This window comes from Pseudomonas sp. MC6 (assembly GCF_054790575.1).
This window is the reverse complement of the sequence record NZ_CP186504.1, coordinates 6,401,484-6,417,305: the sequence shown is the minus strand read 5'-3', so window position 1 is coordinate 6,417,305 and position 15,822 is coordinate 6,401,484. Positions and strand designations below refer to the sequence as shown.

Here is a 15,822-nt window from a genome sequence, read left to right as displayed (position 1 = left end):
ACCGTATTCGCGAGCAGGCTCGCTCCCACAGTGTTTTTGGGCTAGTCCAACAACAATGTACCGCTCGCAACCAGCGTCGCATTGCCGCCAATCTTCACCCGTTCGCCCTCTAGCCGACAGAACAGCTCCCCACCCCGCGCCGAACGCTGACAGGCGGTCAGGCTCGACTTACCCAGTCGCTTCGACCAATACGGAATCAGGCTGCAATGCGTCGACCCGGTCACCGGATCCTCATTGATGCCGATCGCCGGTGCGAAATAGCGCGAGACGAAGTCGTGCTGATTACCCCGCGCCGTGACGATCGCGCCCAGCCACGGCAGCTTGGCGAGTGCAACCATGTCCGGTTTGCAATCAAGCACCGCCTGCTCCGATTCCAACACCACAAACAATTCGTTGGAGCCGAGCACATCAACGGCTTCAACGCCCAATGCGCGTTCGACATCCAGCGTCACACCAATCTCTGACGGCACAATCGAAGGGAAATCCAGCCACAAGCGGCCATCTTCACGGCTGACGCTCAATGGCCCGGACTTGCTGGTGAAGTCGATTCGCTCGGCGGTTTCTTTGTAGATCTCGAACAGCACATAAGCACTGGCCAGCGTAGCGTGCCCGCACAACGGCACTTCAGTGGTCGGGGTGAACCAACGAATGTGCCACGCCTGACCTTCGCGGACCAGAAACGCGGTTTCCGCCAGATTGTGTTCCGCTGCGATGTTTTGCATCAGCTCATCCGCAAGCCATGCATCCAACCGGTAAATCATCGCGGGATTGCCACTGAACGGCCGATCACTGAACGCGTCGACCTGATGAAACTCGAGCTGCATAACCTTCTCCCTAAGTCAGTCGCCAGAGCATGCAACCACGATGCGCTCAGCGCCAGTGACAGAACCGGGCAATTTTCTGCATACAGCGATAACGATTACGCGCGGCCAATGTCGGCAAATTTTGCCTGGGTATGTTCGGCGAGCACGGCCGGCGCCAATTCGACTTCCAGACCACGCCGACCGGCGCTGACATAAACAGTCGCAAAACCCTGAGCCGAGTTATCGATGAAGGTGCGCAGGCGCTTTTTCTGCCCCAACGGACTGATGCCTCCCAACAGATAACCGGTGGAGCGCTGGGCCGCCGCAGGGTCAGCCATCTCGACTTTTTTCACCCCCGCCGCATGCGCCAGACCTTTGAGATCGAGGCTTCCGACGACCGGCACCACCGCCACCAGCAACTCGCCTTTTTCGCTGGCCGCCAGCAAGGTTTTAAACACCTGCGCCGGTTCCAGTGCCAGTTTCTCTGCGGCCTCCAGCCCATAGGACGCGGCTTTGGGGTCATGTTCGTAACTGTGCACGCGATGTTCGGCACGAACTTTTTTCAACAAGTCCAACGCAGGGGTCATGGCAGCTCCAGGCTCGGCAGTGACAGAAAAATGCTGCGTCGGATTCTAGGCGATCAGCCCCCAAAAGGCTCTATCCCAAGCCACGATTCCCGTGGCTTGCAGACATTCTGCAAACACCATCGCGCGTGGACGACACAGGATCATTCACGCAACGAATAGTTTTATTGTGACCGACGGTTCACTTTCGACCTTTGACAGGTTTGTTTCTTGTCTATATTTTTTCGAATCTGAATAATGTAAGAATTATCGTCACCGCAGCACCCAGCAGTAAACCGGGAACGGAATGGGGATTCCTACCTGGTGAAAATCGCGCCCTGCCCTATCGGCAAGACGCCAGACAACAACAAAAACCGAGGTTTTCAATGACAACTGCTTTACAGCAACCAACGCTCTCGAGCCAATGCATGGCCGAGTTTCTGGGTACTGCACTACTGATCTTTTTCGGCACCGGCTGTGTTGCCGCGCTCAAAGTCGCGGGCGCCAGCTTCGGCTTGTGGGAAATCAGCATCATCTGGGGCGTCGGCGTGAGCATGGCGATCTACCTCACTGCCGGCGTTTCCGGCGCGCACCTGAACCCGGCCGTGAGCATCGCACTCGCCATTTTCGCCGACTTCGAAAAGCGCAAACTGCCGTTCTACATTCTTGCCCAGATCGCCGGCGCCTTCTGCGGAGCGCTGCTGGTTTACACGCTGTACAGCAATCTTTTCTTCGATTACGAACAAACTCACCAAATGGTTCGCGGCTCGGCCGCCAGCCTCGAGTTGGCCTCGGTGTTCTCAACCTTCCCGAATCCGGTACTGTCGACCGCGCAGGCATTCCTCGTCGAGATGATCATCACCGCAATCCTGATGGGCGTGATCATGGCCCTGACCGATGACAATAATGGCCTGCCAAGAGGCCCGATGGCGCCGCTGCTGATCGGCTTGCTGATCGCGGTGATCGGCAGTTCGATGGGCCCGCTGACCGGTTTTGCGATGAACCCGGCACGTGACTTCGGTCCGAAACTGATGACTTTCTTTACTGGCTGGGGTGAAATTTCCTTCACTGGCGGCCGCGATATTCCGTACTTCCTGATTCCGATTTTTGCACCGATTGTCGGTGCCTGCCTCGGCGCTGCCGGGTATCGCGGGCTCATCGCCCGTCACCTGACCGGCGCCACACCTGCTACAAAGGATGCAGAACCGGCCATTGACGGCAAACCAAGAACTTCTTGAAACAGTCGGCGCAGGCTCCTGCCCAATAGAGCCTGTGCCACGGCCCACTCTCCCTTATTTCGTCCAAGGCAATCGACATGACCGACATTCAGAATAAGAACTACATCATTGCCCTCGATCAGGGTACGACCAGCTCTCGCGCGATCATTTTCGACCGCGATGCGAACGTGGTCTGCACCGCGCAGCGCGAGTTCGCTCAGCATTACCCACAGGCCGGTTGGGTCGAACACGACCCGATGGAAATCTTCGCCACTCAGAGCGCAGTAATGGTTGAAGCGCTGGCCCAGGCCGGTCTGCACCACGACCAGGTCGCCGCCATCGGCATCACCAACCAGCGCGAAACCACCGTGGTCTGGGACAAGACCACCGGCCGCCCGGTGTACAACGCCATTGTCTGGCAGTGCCGCCGCAGCACCGAGATCTGCCAGCAGCTCAAGCGCGACGGTCACGAAGAGTACATCCGCGACAACACCGGCCTGGTCACCGACCCGTACTTTTCCGGCACCAAACTGAAGTGGATCCTCGACAACGTCGAAGGCAGCCGCGAGCGTGCGCGCAACGGCGAACTGCTGTTCGGCACCGTCGATAGCTGGCTGATCTGGAAATTCACCGGCGGCAAGGTACACGTCACCGACTACACCAACGCCTCGCGCACCATGCTCTTCAACATTCACTCGCTGGAGTGGGATTCGAAGATGCTGGAAATCCTCGACATTCCGCGTGAAATGCTCCCTGAAGTGAAGGCTTCTTCGGAAATCTACGGTCGCACCAAGAGCGGCATCGCCATCGGTGGTATCGCTGGCGACCAGCAGGCTGCTCTGTTCGGTCAGATGTGCGTCGAGCCGGGCCAGGCGAAAAACACCTACGGCACTGGCTGCTTCCTGCTGATGAACACCGGCGACAAAGCGGTGAAATCCCAGCACGGCATGCTCACCACCATCGCCTGCGGTCCGCGTGGCGAAGTCGCTTACGCGCTTGAAGGCGCGGTGTTCAACGGCGGTTCGACCGTACAGTGGCTGCGCGATGAACTGAAGATCATCAACGACGCCCACGACACCGAATACTTCGCCAATAAAGTGAAGGACAGCAACGGCGTGTACCTGGTGCCGGCGTTCACAGGTTTAGGCGCTCCATACTGGGACCCGTATGCCCGTGGCGCGCTGTTCGGCCTGACGCGCGGTGTTCGCGTCGATCACATCATCCGCGCCGCGCTGGAATCGATCGCCTATCAGACCCGCGACGTGCTCGACGCCATGCAACAGGACTCCGGCGAACGCCTCAAGGCCCTGCGTGTGGACGGCGGTGCGGTAGCGAACAACTTCCTCATGCAGTTCCAGGCCGACATCCTCGGCACGCAGGTTGAGCGCCCGCAAATGCGCGAAACCACGGCACTCGGTGCGGCATATCTGGCCGGTCTGGCGTGCGGTTTCTGGGGCAGCCTGGAAGAACTGCGCGGCAAAGCGGTAATCGAGCGCGAGTTCGAACCGAGCCTGGACGAAGTCGAAAAAGAGAAGTTGTACAAAGGCTGGAAAAAAGCCGTCAGCCGTACCCGTGACTGGGCGCGTGAAGACGCTGAATAAGCCAACCTGAGTACTCGTATCTGTATGTAACTGGTAGGGAGCGGATTCCTGCGGCATCATGGGCAAATTTTGCACGGCAGCCCAAAGGAAGCCCCATGAATCTGCCTCCCCGTCAGCAGCAAATCCTCGAGCTGGTCCGCGAACGCGGCTATGTGAGCATCGAGGAAATGGCCACGCTGTTCGTTGTAACCCCGCAAACCATCCGCCGCGATATCAATCAGCTCGCGGAAGCCAATCTGCTGCGTCGCTACCATGGCGGTGCTGCCTACGATTCCAGCGTCGAAAACACTGCCTATGCGATGCGCGCCGATCAGATGCGCGATGAAAAACAACGCATCGGTGAAGCCATCGCCGCACAGATACCCGATCACGCCTCGCTGTTCATCAACATCGGCACGACCACCGAATCGATTGCCCGCGCCCTGCTCAATCACAATCACCTGAAGATCATCACCAACAACCTGCACGTAGCGTCAATGCTCAGTGCCAAGGATGATTTCGATGTACTGCTGACCGGCGGTAATGTTCGTCGTGATGGCGGCGTGGTCGGCCAGGCCAGTGTGGATTTCATCAATCAGTTCAAGGTTGATTTCGCCCTGGTCGGGATCAGCGGTATTGATGAAGATGGCAGCTTGCTGGATTTCGATTATCAGGAAGTGCGGGTTTCGCAGGCGATCATTGCCAATGCACGACAGGTGATTCTGGCGGCGGATTCGAGCAAGTTCGGGCGCAATGCGATGATCCGGTTGGGGCCAATCAGTCTGATTGATTGCTTGGTCACGGATCAGCAGCCGGTACCGGCGCTGGCGCAGTTGTTGAGTCAGCACAAGATTCGCCTGGAAGTCGTCTAGTTACTCGTTCCCACGCTCCGCGTGGGAACGCAGCCCGGGACGCTCTGCGTCCCACCTCAAAAGCCGACGCAGAGCGTCGATGGATGCATTCCTTTGCTGCGCATGGGAACGATCTGCCCGTAAATGTTCGAAAATTTTCTTTTAACCGCCCTTCGATGAGTTTTTTCAATCGAACGTGACTGGCTGCGCGCGTGTTTATGGGCTACCATTTTCGCAAATGAACATTCATGTTCGATTTCCAATATAGAAAATCAAAAGAACCCGAGGCCAGCCGATGTCCACCTCTACCTTGCGTACGCCCCCAATCTCCGAGATCTACGATATCGCCGTTATCGGCGGCGGGATCAATGGCGTGGGGATCGCAGCGGATGCCGCCGGTCGCGGGCTTTCGGTGTTCCTTTGTGAGAAAGACGATCTGGCCAGCCACACCTCGTCGGCCAGCAGCAAGCTGATCCACGGTGGCCTGCGCTACCTCGAACATTATGAATTCCGTCTGGTGCGTGAAGCGCTGGCCGAACGCGAAGTGCTGCTGGCCAAGGCGCCGCACATCGTCAAACCGATGCGCTTCGTGCTGCCGCACCGTCCGCACCTGCGCCCGGCGTGGATGATCCGTGCCGGCCTGTTCCTCTACGACAACCTTGGCAAGCGCGAAAAACTGCCAGGTTCGAAAAGCCTGAAGTTCGGCGCCGACAGCGCGCTGAAAAGCGAAATCAAGAAAGGCTTCGAATACTCCGACTGCTGGGTCGATGATGCTCGTTTGGTCGTTCTGAACGCCATGGCCGCCCGCGAAAAAGGCGCCCACGTGCACACTCAGACCCGTTGCGTCAGCGCCCGCCGTGCCAAGGGCCTGTGGCACCTGAACCTGGAACGTGCCGATGGCAGCCTGTTTTCGATCACCGCCAAAGCGCTGGTGAACGCCGCCGGCCCGTGGGTCGCCAAGTTCATTCGTGATGACCTGAAGATGGAGTCGCCGTACGGCATCCGCCTGATTCAGGGCAGCCACATCATCGTGCCGAAGCTGCATGAAGGCGATCACGCGCACATTCTGCAAAACGAAGATCAGCGCATCGTTTTCACCATTCCGTACTTGAACCACTTCACCCTGATCGGCACCACCGACCGCGAGTACACCGGCGATCCGGCGAAAGTGGCAATCACCGAAGGCGAAACCGATTACCTGCTGAAAGTGGTCAACGCGCACTTCAAAAAGCAGATCAGCCGTGACGACATCCAGCACAGTTACTCGGGTGTACGCCCACTGTGCAACGACGAATCCGACAACCCGTCGGCTGTCACCCGCGATTACACCCTGGCCTTGTCGGCTGGCGGCGAAGAAGCGCCACTACTGTCGGTATTCGGCGGCAAGCTGACCACCTACCGCAAACTCGCTGAGTCGGCGATGGCGCAGTTGCTGCCGTTCTTCACCCAGATGCGCCCGAGCTGGACAGCCACCGCTACCCTGCCCGGCGGCGAAGACATGACCACGCCACAGGCTTTGTGCGCGCAGATTCGCGACAAGTTCGACTTCGTGCCGACCGAGATCGCTCGTCGCTGGTCCACCACCTACGGCAGCCGCACCTGGCGCATGCTTGAAGGTGTGGAAACCCTGGCGGACATGGGCGAGCACCTGGGCGGCGGGCTCTACACCCGTGAAGTCGATTACCTGTGCAGCGAAGAGTGGGCAACCACGGCGCACGACATTCTCTGGCGCCGCAGTAAACTGGGCTTGTTCACAACGCCGGCGGAGCAAGAAAAACTGGCCGCATATCTGGGCAAGGTTGAACAGAACCGCAAGATCGAAGCGGCCTGATTTTCGGATCGTCGCTTGAACGAAAGCCCCTGAGTTGTGAGATTCAGGGGCTTTTTGTTGTGCCAATGAGATCCAGCCCCCCTCACCCCAGCCCTCTCCCCCCAAGGGGGGCGAGGGGGAAAGGGAGCAGATTGGGGGGCGTTCAAATACCGCGCAGGGAAAGGGAAGAGCCGATCGGGGCTTTTCAAACTCTGAGGTCGGCTCGATATTTCAGGTCGGCGTAAGTCGCAAGGACGACGCGGTCAGTCCCCTCTCCCTCTGGGAGAGGGCTAGGGTGAGGGGCTTTTAAGCCTGCATCACTGCGCCAAATGCAACAACAGAAAATCAATGAACGCCCGCGACTTGTGCGGCAGATGCGGGGTGTTGGGAAATACCACATTGATTGACTGCGAAGGCAGCGAATACTCCGGCAACAAGCGCACCAGACGTCCGGCGGCAATGTCATCTGCCACCACCCAAGCCGGCAGAACCGACACGCCCAGCGACGACAACGTCATCGAGCGAATCGCCGTCGACGAGTTCGATTCGAAGTGGCTGGTACCGCCAACCTCGACGCCCTGCCCTGACCCATGACGTAATGTCCACTGGGTCGGCGCCTGCAAATTGCTGTTGGCGATCCACGGCACGCTGTTCAGATCCTGCGGTTCCCGCACCGGATACCGGGCGAGAAATGCCTCGGTGGCCACCAGCACGATTTCATAATCGGCCAACTTGCGACTCTTGAATGCCGAATCCGCCAAGTTGCCCAGACGAATCACCAGATCAAGCTTTTCCGCCACCAGATCATTCAACGAAGAGTTGAAGTTGTAGCACAGGCGAATTTCCGGATAACGCTCGGAGAACAGTGGGATCAACGGCAAAATATACTTTTCACCGTATTCACTGGTTGAACTAATCCGCAACTTTCCGGAGACCCGATTATTACCTTTCAGAACATTATCGAAGGCATTGTCGATGTCCGCGACAATCCCCTTGAACTCCTCATAAAACTCCTGACCTATTTCGGTCAGCGATATATTGCGAGTATTGCGGATCAACAGCGTTGCCGACAAAACTTCTTCCAGCGCCTTGACATGCAGGCTGGCCATGGCTTTGCTGATACTCAGATAATTTGCGGCTTTGGTATAAGAACCAAAATCCACCACCGCGAGAAACGTCTGGACCCGATTAAGATGAGAATGCATGGCGCTATGGCTCACTGTTAAATCCTGTCAAACATTGTTTTAAGCATAGTCGTATCGACACTTCAAGTCCATCGCCCCTATGCTGCGCGGCAAAGGGGATACAACATGAACTATCGCTACAAGATTGCGCTAATCTTTTTGATCGGCTTTTTTATTGACTGTATAAACATATTTATGTCGGCTGTGGCATTGCCGAGTATATCGGCAACTTTACAGGTCAGTACTTCATCGGTGGCATGGGTCGCCAATGCTTATATTCTGGGCCTGACCCTGATTATTCCGGTCAGCACCTGGCTGGCCGGGCGTTTTGGCAGCCGCGAGATTCTCACCGCTTCGATGCTGGTGTTCACCGGTTCTGTGTGGATGTGCGGCATGGCCGACAGTTTCCATGAAATGGTGATCTGGCGGTTCGTTCAGGGCGTCGGTGGTGGCTTGCTGATTCCGGTCGGTCAGGCACTGACCTTCAATCTGTTTCAGGGCGAGCAGCGGGCCAAGATCTCCACACTGGTGATGGCCGTCGCGCTGATTGCCCCGGCCATTTCGCCGACAGTCGGCGGCATCATCGTCGACAGCAGTTCCTGGCGTTGGGTGTTCTACAGCAACATTCCGTTCTCGCTGATCGCCGCCGGGCTGTCGTGGTTGTGGATCAAGGAAAGCAAACCAGCGGACCTGCCTCGTCCGGACATCAAAGGCCTGCTATTGGTCAGCGCAGCACTCGCCAGCCTGCTGATGGGCATGTCGCTGTACGGCGGCGACTACCCGGCGCTGGCCGCGTTGAGCTGTGTCGCGGCGGGTTTGCTGTTCATCGCGCTGTACCTGCGGCACTACCGCCGCTGCAGCAACGCGATTATCGAATTGAGCCTGCTCAAAAGTAAAAAACTCAGCACCTCGATCTTCATCTATTACGCGATTCCCGGCGTGTTCACCGGGGTCAACCTGATGAGCATTTTCTTCCTGCAGAACACCCTGCACTTCAGCGCCCGACTGACCGGGATGTTCATGATCCTTTATGCCATCGGCGCGTTCATTGCGATGACGATTTGCGGCCGGGTCTACAACCGCGTCGGCGCGAAACGCCTGTTCACCCTCGGCATGCTGCTGCACAGCGCCGGCATCGCCACGCTGATTCTGGTCAACGCGCCGACGGACCTGTGGGTGATCGTCATCGCTTACAGCCTGATGGGCATCGGTGGCGGTATCGGCGCCAACACCGCGCAAACCACCTCGCTGATGGATTTCGCCGGTGGCGATACGCACAAGGCCAGCGTGATCTGGAACATCAATCGGCAGATGTCGTTCAGCCTCGGTGCCGCGTTGTTTCTGATGATCTTCAATGTGCTGCTCAAGCAGTTCGACACCACACAGGCCTATCACGCGACGTTCGCGATTGCGGCACTGGTCGGGCTGTTCCCGCTGTTTCAGATGAGTCAATTGAACCCTCCAAAGGAATGCCATGAACAACAACCTGGTTGAACGAGCGCAACACAGTATTCATCACGTGCACGAACTGATTCACCGCGTCTTTACCGACGCCGACGGGGCCGGCGCAGACGCCATCGCCCCGCTGATGGCGGTGTTCGCCGAGCACTTCAGCATGGTCACCACGTCGGCCGCCGTGGTCGGTCGGGCGCAAGTCGAGCAACTGTTCAGCGGCGCTGTCGGGGCCCGCAAAGGTCTGGAGATTCTGATCAGCGACCTGCACACGGTCTGGCACGAAGGCTCGACCGTAGCCCTGCGTTACAAGGAAACCCATCGTCTGAATCAAAGCGAAACCTCGCGTATTTCGCTGGCGATCCTTCGCGTCCAGCACCACGACGTCCAGTGGTTGTACCTGCACGAAACACCGATCAGCCAGGAAAAGCCTGCATGAAATACACCGTCACCCACTGCCGGATGCTCTCGGCGTCGATCAAGGAAGTCACCGTCAGCGGTCCAGCCTCCTTGTCAGACATGACTCATGCCGGTGCGCACTTCAGATGGCTGATCCCGGGGCTGGACGACTGTCGGCATTACTCGACTGTGCATGTGGACGAGGTTGCGGATGGTCAGTTCACCTTCGCCATCCGCCTCTCGCCGGACTCCGCCAGCAGCCAGTACATCCGCACCTTGGCGGTCAATGACAGCGTGGAACTTGAAGGTCCGCTGAACACCTTCAACTACCCGCTCAATGCTGACAGCGGGCGCGATATCGCGATTGCCGGCGGCATCGGCATCACGCCGCTGACCGGCATCCTGCGCCACCTGGACGCGTTGAACCGCCCTGCGCACCTGCACTACTTCGCCAAGAGCGCCGACGACGCGGTCTACGCCCGGCACCTGCAAGAACAGCTGCAAGAACGCCTGCAACTGCACCTCTCCGGCAGTCGCCCGGCAATCAGCGAGGTGCTTGCCGACTTGAGCGCCGATGACCGTCTGTATGTCTGCGGCCCGGCGGCGATGCTCAGCGCAGTGCTCAGCCATGCCGAAAGCGTTGGCCTGGCGCGTGAGCAGATCCATCTGGAAGTGTTCAACGTTGCCCGCGATGACGCCGCGCAAGGCTTTGTCATCGAGGCGGCCGACTCCGGCATCAGCGTCAATGTCGGCCCGCAACAGTCGTTGCTCGAAGCCTTGGAGGCGGCCGGACTCGATCCGCTGTACGACTGCCGTCGTGGTGAATGCGGCGTCTGTGCGCTGGATGTACTGGAGGGCGATGTCGATCACCGCGACTTCATCATGAGCGAACAGGAAGCGGCGTGCAGTGCGCGAATCTACCCCTGCGTCTCCCGCGCCAAAAGCCCGCGCCTGAAACTGGCGATCTGAGAGAGGACACCCCGTTGGACAACTATTTCAATGGCAGAGAAGTGCATAAATCTCTGTTCCTTGATCAGGCGCTTTTCGAACAGGAACAACAGCGCGTGTTTGCCGCGAGCTGGTGCTACCTGGGTCACGACAGCCTGATCCCCGAGACCGGCGATTACTTCACCACCACCCTCGCGCAACAGCCGCTGGCGATGGTTCGGCAGAAGAACGGCGGCATCGTCGTGCTGCACAACCGCTGCCCGCACAAAGGCGTGAAAGTGCTGGCCGAAGCCCGCGGTAATGTCGGCCGCTTCATGCGTTGCCCGTACCACGCGTGGACGTTCAAGACTGACGGCGAGCTGCTGAGCATTCCAGTGAAAAAGGAATACGACGACTGCGACCTCAGCAGTTGTTCTGCGCACAAAGGCATGCGCCCGGTGAACGCGGTGCACAACTATCGCGGCTTCGTCTTTGTCCGTTTGACGGAAGAAGGCCTCGGCTTCGAGGAGTTTTTTGGTGAGTCGCTGTCGACGCTCGACAACATGGTCATGCGCTCGCCGCAAGGCGAGTTGAAAGTGATCGGCCAGCCACTGCTGCACCGCCATCGCTGCAACTGGAAAATGGTCGTCGACAACCAGACCGACACCTGCCACCCGATGATCGCCCACGAATCTTCGGCCGGCGAAGCCATCCGCCTGTGGCAGGAAACCGGTGATCAGGGCAAGCCACCGATGGCGGTCGAACTGTTCTCGCCGTTCATGGCCTCCTACGAGTTTTTCGCCGGCATGGGCATTCGGGTCTGGCCCAACGGCCACGGGCACACCGGGGTCAGCAATTCGATCCACAAGGCGTACACCGACATCCCCGGTTACTGGGACTTGATGGTCGAAAGCTACGGTGAAGAGCAGGCCCGGGCGATCCTCGACGACACCCGCCACAACACCGTGTATTTCCCCAACCTGATGGTCAAGGGACCGATCCAGACCTTGCGCGTGATCAAACCGGTCAGCGCCCGCGAAACCATCGTCGAGTCGTGGATCTTCGAACTGCAAGGCGCCCCCGTGCAGTTGCTGGAAAGAACCGTGCAGTACAACAACCTGATCAACTCGCCGTGCTCGATGGTCGCCCACGACGACGTGGAAATGTACGAACGGGCCATGGAAGGCCTGGGCAGCGACGCCAACGAATGGGTCAACGTCGCCCGCCTGTTCAGCCCGAACGAATCCTATGCGCAAACCCAAGTGGTGTCCGGCACCAGCGAAATGGCCATGCGTAATTTCTATAACAGTTGGCAGCACTTGATGCGGGACGACCATGCAACACGATCAATCTAATCACCACGCAATCGAGCAACTGATCGAAACCGAACTGCTCTTGCTCGACCAGCAGGATTTCGCCGCCTGGCAGCAACTGCTCAGCGATGACTACCACTACTGGATTCCCATGACCCGTGAGCAGGTCAGCCCGTTGCACGAATCATCACTAGTGTACGAAGACCGTTTTCTGACCACGCTGCGGATCAACCGGCTGGCCAATGCGCGCAACTTTTCCCAGCAACCGAAGAGTCGCAGCCTGCACATCGCCCAGCGCCCGCGCATCACCCTCGACGCAGCCACGTTCAGCGCCTTCGCCAGTTCCAACATGCTCTATTGCGAAGCGCGCGGCGACAACGAATGGCACTACCCGGTAACCGTCGAACATCAACTGATCAACATCGATGGCACGTGGAAGATTCACGGCAAGAAGATCCTGTTGCTCAACCCCGCACGCGCCCTTGAAAGCCTGCAGTTAATTATCTGATTGATCGAGAAGTCCCCTGTGAAGCCTATTCCCCATGATTGCAGTCAGGCGTCCGCGTGCCTGTCTTTTCCCTACGTCGATCTGCTGTATGACTATGGCCAGTTCCTGCGCAGTGCCGATGAGGCGATTGGTTATCTGCCAGCGGAAACTGCCGAAAAACACATCGGCATCGTCGGCGCCGGCCTCAGCGGGCTGGTCGCCGCTTACGAATTGCTGCGCGCCGGTGCGCGTCGCGTGACGTTGTTTGAAGCGGAACCTGAGCATGTCGGCGGGCGTCTGCTGACGCAGTGTTTTGATGAGGAAAAGCCGCAATTCATCGCGGAAATGGGCGCCATGCGCTTTCCGCCGAGTGAAGTCGGTCTGTTTCATTACCTTAATCGTTTCGGCATCCAGACCACCGAAGCGTTTCCTGACCCGGGCGTTGTCGACACTGAAATTCACTACCGCGGCGAAGCTCATCACTGGGCGGCCATGCAGCCGCCGCCGGCGCTGTTCAGCACTGTGCACCAAGGCTGGATCGCGTTTCTCAGCGAAGGCGTGACCCTCGATGACGGCACGTGCCTGGCACCGCCACTGCTGATCACCGAATTGCTCAAGCAGCACAATTACTGCGAAGTGCAGCCCGAGTGGCAACGCTATCTGGACTGTTTCGGCGACAGCTCGTTTTACTCGGCGATGGTGCGCATCTTCACCAGCAAAAAACCGCCGGGCGGCAAGCCGTGGCGCAAGCCTGAAGACTTCCATCTGTTCGGCTCGCTGGGCATTGGCTCCGGCGGTTTCCAGTCGGTGTACCGCGCCTCGTTCACCGAAATCCTGCGGCTGGTCGTGAATGCGCTGGAGGTCAATCAGCGTCTGGTGCCCAACGGTATTTCCTCGCTGGCCGAGCGGATTGCCGACACCGAATTCAACGGAATTCAGGTGCGCGACATGATTTGCCGCACGCGCATCGAGTCGATCAACAAGGGAGCACACGGCGAGATTCTGCTGGCCGGCAGCAATGGCGAAACCTACGCCTGCGACCGGGTGATCACCACCACCACGACCCGCGCCCTGCAAGTGAACCTCAAGCTCACGCAGAACCAGGCCTTCGTCAATCGCGACGTCGCGCGGGCGATCAACGAAACGCACATGGTCGGTTCATCCAAGTTGTTCATCCTGACCAAGGACAAGTTCTGGCTCAAACATGGCCTGGCGCACAACATCCAGACCGACACCCTGGTCAAGGGCGTGTATTGCCTCGACTACGCGCCGCACGATCCGGATTCCTGGGGCGTGGTGCTGATCAGCTACACCTGGGAAGACGACTCGCACAAGATGGTTTCGATGACCGACAAAGTGCAGCGCTGCCTGCGTCTGGTCGACGAGTTGGCGATGAGTGCACCGGATTTTGCCAGCCATCTGCTGCCGCTGGACGGTGACTACCAGCGTTACGTTCTGGAGTACGACTGGTTGACCGACAAACACGCGCTGGGCGCTTTCAAGCTGAATTTCCCCGGTGACGATATTTACTCCGAGCGCCTGTTCTATCAGTTCCGCACCGCACTCGACCCGAAACAGGACACCGGTTTGTACCTGGCCGGTTGCGGCGCCTCGTTCACTGGCGGCTGGGCCGAAGGCGCCATCCAGACCGCGCTGAATGGCGCGTGCGCGGTGATCAGCAGCCTGGGCGGCGACCTGATTGCCGGCAACCCGCTCGACGACTTGCACTCGCAGTACCGCTACTGCTGACCCAGTCCCTTTCCACGCCGAGAATCATCCATGTACAGCCAGCTTTCAATTGAACAGCTCGTCAACGGCTTTCGCAGTGGTCAACACTGCCCGGACACCTGGCAGCACGCCCTGCGCGAGCGCCACGTGCAGATGCAACACCTGAACAGTTTCATCACCTTCGACCCGTCAGCATTCAAGGCAAATGCTGCCGCGCGCGACAGCGCACTGTATGGCCTGCCGGTGTCGTTCAAGGACAACATCAATGTCAGCGGCCTGCCGACCACCGCCGGCACGCCCGGGCTGGCCGACTATGTGCCGCAGGCCGATGCCGGCATCGTCGAGCGCTTTCGGCAATTGGGTGCGCAGATCGTCGGCAAGAACAACATGCACGAATTGTCGTTCGGCGTGACCTCGGCCAACCATTCCCATGGTGCTGTGATCAATCCCGCCAACGAACGCCACAGTGCCGGTGGCAGCAGCGGCGGTTGCGCGGCGGCAGTCGCCGCCGGGCTGGTCCCGTGCGCGGTCGGCACCGACACCGGTGGCTCGGTGCGGATACCGGCGGCGTTCTGCGGCATCGTCGGGTTTCGTCCGACTACGGGCGTGTACCCCGCCGATGGCATCGTCCCGGTGTCACAAACCAAAGACACCCCGGGCCTGCTGACCCGCACCGTGGAAGACTGCCAGTTCGTTCACGCACAACTGACCGGCAGCCTGCAACAGGCAGAAACCCGGCCGTTGCGCATTGGCATTCCCGAGTGTTTTCTCTGGACCGACCTCGCTGACAATGTGCAACGCGCTTGCCGCGCGGCCATCGATAACCTGGCCGCGCGTGGCGTGATCATCGTGCCGGTCGACGATTCCGTGATTGGCGAGATCAACGAGAGCATCCAGTTTCCCCTGCCGATCTATGAGTTCTTCATCGACTTTCCACGCTTCCTGATGAAAGCAGGCCGCGGCGAACAGTTCCTCGACATCCTCGCGCAGATTCGCGACCCGGCGATCAAGAAAATCCTCACTGCCCAATTGGAAAGCCCGGCGATTTCCTACACCGACTACGTGCAGGCATTGATGAGCAAACTGCGTCTGGAAAAGGAATACCGCGCCCTCTTCAGCCGCCATCAACTGGATCTGCTGGCTTACCCGACCGTCACTTGCAGCGCGCCACTGCTCAGCGCTTGCGCGGATGAGAGCAACTTCGAAACCTTCGTGCGCAACACCGACCCGGCGAGCAACCTGGCGGCGCCGAGTATCAGCGTTCCGGTGGCTGCGGCGGGTGAGTTGCCGGTGGGCCTGTCGTTTGATGCGTTGCCGGGGCAGGACGGCTTTTTGTTGGCGAATGTGCAGCATCTGACGCACCTGCTCGACATCGGTTAACCCACGATCCCTGCTCGCGAAGGCGTCGTGTCAGTCGACATCAACTTCGTCTGCCAGACCGCATTCGCGAGCAGGCTCGCCCCTACAGGGGCTCTGCGTCGATGCACCTATAACAATTCAAATTGCGG

At 58.9% G+C, this 15,822-nt stretch carries 14 protein-coding genes; 11 read left to right on the top strand and 3 right to left on the bottom strand.

The window, feature by feature from the left end; all coding sequences use genetic code 11:
- Positions 1-41: 41 nt before the first annotated feature.
- Entirely contained in the window at positions 42-824 is a 783-nt protein-coding gene (locus ACOYXE_RS28835) for a PhzF family phenazine biosynthesis protein (protein ID WP_160059248.1), read from the bottom strand.
- A gap of 95 nt (positions 825-919) precedes the next feature.
- The gene (ybaK, locus tag ACOYXE_RS28830; protein WP_160059249.1) at positions 920-1,390 is read right to left on the bottom strand and encodes a Cys-tRNA(Pro) deacylase; all 471 of its coding nucleotides are present in this window, start codon (positions 1,388-1,390) and stop codon (positions 920-922) included.
- 362 nt (positions 1,391-1,752) lie between these two features.
- Between ybaK and ACOYXE_RS28825 the strand changes: the two genes are divergently transcribed.
- From ACOYXE_RS28825 to glpD, 4 genes are all read left to right on the top strand, one after another.
- Positions 1,753-2,604 carry an MIP/aquaporin family protein gene (locus tag ACOYXE_RS28825; protein WP_141128446.1) on the top strand — a complete coding sequence of 284 codons (852 nt, stop codon included), beginning with the start codon at positions 1,753-1,755 and terminating at the stop codon, positions 2,602-2,604.
- 77 nt (positions 2,605-2,681) lie between these two features.
- Positions 2,682-4,184, top strand: a complete 1,503-nt coding sequence (gene glpK / locus ACOYXE_RS28820; protein ID WP_007916698.1) for a glycerol kinase GlpK — start codon at positions 2,682-2,684, stop codon at positions 4,182-4,184.
- 95 nt (positions 4,185-4,279) lie between these two features.
- The gene (locus tag ACOYXE_RS28815; protein WP_007916700.1) at positions 4,280-5,035 is read left to right on the top strand and encodes a DeoR/GlpR family transcriptional regulator; all 756 of its coding nucleotides are present in this window, start codon (positions 4,280-4,282) and stop codon (positions 5,033-5,035) included.
- Between the two features lie 274 nt (positions 5,036-5,309).
- The gene (glpD, locus tag ACOYXE_RS28810) at positions 5,310-6,845 is read left to right on the top strand and encodes a glycerol-3-phosphate dehydrogenase (protein WP_460927181.1); all 1,536 of its coding nucleotides are present in this window, start codon (positions 5,310-5,312) and stop codon (positions 6,843-6,845) included.
- A gap of 296 nt (positions 6,846-7,141) precedes the next feature.
- Here glpD and ACOYXE_RS28805 read toward each other — a convergent pair whose 3' ends face one another.
- Positions 7,142-8,029, bottom strand: coding sequence for a LysR family transcriptional regulator (locus ACOYXE_RS28805; protein ID WP_160059251.1), 888 nt, complete (start codon positions 8,027-8,029; stop codon positions 7,142-7,144).
- Between the two features lie 105 nt (positions 8,030-8,134).
- Here ACOYXE_RS28805 and ACOYXE_RS28800 point away from each other — a divergent pair, with 105 nt between their 5' ends.
- From ACOYXE_RS28800 to ACOYXE_RS28770, 7 genes are read left to right on the top strand one after another with little or no spacing between them, the layout of a single operon-like run.
- A complete protein-coding gene (locus ACOYXE_RS28800; protein WP_160059252.1) occupies positions 8,135-9,502 on the top strand; it encodes an MFS transporter in 1,368 nt (455 codons plus the stop codon).
- On the top strand, positions 9,483-9,899 hold the full coding sequence (locus ACOYXE_RS28795) for a DUF4440 domain-containing protein (RefSeq protein WP_160059253.1): 417 nt from the start codon (positions 9,483-9,485) through the stop codon (positions 9,897-9,899). The genes ACOYXE_RS28800 and ACOYXE_RS28795 overlap by 20 nt, the downstream gene beginning before the upstream one ends.
- Positions 9,896-10,828, top strand: coding sequence for a flavin reductase family protein (locus ACOYXE_RS28790; RefSeq protein ID WP_160059254.1), 933 nt, complete (start codon positions 9,896-9,898; stop codon positions 10,826-10,828). Before ACOYXE_RS28795 ends, ACOYXE_RS28790 begins: the two co-directional genes overlap by 4 nt.
- Before the next feature lie 14 nt (positions 10,829-10,842).
- On the top strand, positions 10,843-12,141 hold the full coding sequence (locus tag ACOYXE_RS28785; protein WP_160059255.1) for a Rieske 2Fe-2S domain-containing protein: 1,299 nt from the start codon (positions 10,843-10,845) through the stop codon (positions 12,139-12,141).
- The gene (locus tag ACOYXE_RS28780) at positions 12,122-12,607 is read left to right on the top strand and encodes an aromatic-ring-hydroxylating dioxygenase subunit beta (RefSeq protein WP_160059256.1); all 486 of its coding nucleotides are present in this window, start codon (positions 12,122-12,124) and stop codon (positions 12,605-12,607) included. The genes ACOYXE_RS28785 and ACOYXE_RS28780 overlap by 20 nt, the downstream gene beginning before the upstream one ends.
- Before the next feature lie 18 nt (positions 12,608-12,625).
- A complete protein-coding gene (locus tag ACOYXE_RS28775) occupies positions 12,626-14,335 on the top strand; it encodes an NAD(P)/FAD-dependent oxidoreductase (RefSeq protein ID WP_160059257.1) in 1,710 nt (569 codons plus the stop codon).
- A gap of 30 nt (positions 14,336-14,365) precedes the next feature.
- Positions 14,366-15,694 carry an amidase family protein gene (locus ACOYXE_RS28770; RefSeq protein ID WP_160059258.1) on the top strand — a complete coding sequence of 443 codons (1,329 nt, stop codon included), beginning with the start codon at positions 14,366-14,368 and terminating at the stop codon, positions 15,692-15,694.
- Positions 15,695-15,822 lie beyond the last annotated feature (128 nt).

What these genes read in the sequence shown, in the direction of transcription:
- ACOYXE_RS28800 (WP_160059252.1), top strand. Translation starts at nt 8,135, where the DNA reads ATGAACTATCGCTACAAGATTGCGCTAATCTTTTTGATCGGCTTTTTT.
- glpD (WP_460927181.1), top strand. Translation starts at nt 5,310, where the DNA reads ATGTCCACCTCTACCTTGCGTACGCCCCCAATCTCCGAGATCTACGAT.
- glpK (WP_007916698.1), top strand. Translation starts at nt 2,682, where the DNA reads ATGACCGACATTCAGAATAAGAACTACATCATTGCCCTCGATCAGGGT.
- ACOYXE_RS28770 (WP_160059258.1), top strand. Translation starts at nt 14,366, where the DNA reads ATGTACAGCCAGCTTTCAATTGAACAGCTCGTCAACGGCTTTCGCAGT.
- ACOYXE_RS28795 (WP_160059253.1), top strand. Translation starts at nt 9,483, where the DNA reads ATGAACAACAACCTGGTTGAACGAGCGCAACACAGTATTCATCACGTG.
- ACOYXE_RS28780 (WP_160059256.1), top strand. Translation starts at nt 12,122, where the DNA reads ATGCAACACGATCAATCTAATCACCACGCAATCGAGCAACTGATCGAA.
- ACOYXE_RS28835 (WP_160059248.1), bottom strand. Translation starts at nt 824, where the DNA reads ATGCAGCTCGAGTTTCATCAGGTCGACGCGTTCAGTGATCGGCCGTTC.
- ACOYXE_RS28815 (WP_007916700.1), top strand. Translation starts at nt 4,280, where the DNA reads ATGAATCTGCCTCCCCGTCAGCAGCAAATCCTCGAGCTGGTCCGCGAA.
- ybaK (WP_160059249.1), bottom strand. Translation starts at nt 1,390, where the DNA reads ATGACCCCTGCGTTGGACTTGTTGAAAAAAGTTCGTGCCGAACATCGC.
- ACOYXE_RS28790 (WP_160059254.1), top strand. Translation starts at nt 9,896, where the DNA reads ATGAAATACACCGTCACCCACTGCCGGATGCTCTCGGCGTCGATCAAG.
- ACOYXE_RS28805 (WP_160059251.1), bottom strand. Translation starts at nt 8,029, where the DNA reads ATGCATTCTCATCTTAATCGGGTCCAGACGTTTCTCGCGGTGGTGGAT.
- ACOYXE_RS28825 (WP_141128446.1), top strand. Translation starts at nt 1,753, where the DNA reads ATGACAACTGCTTTACAGCAACCAACGCTCTCGAGCCAATGCATGGCC.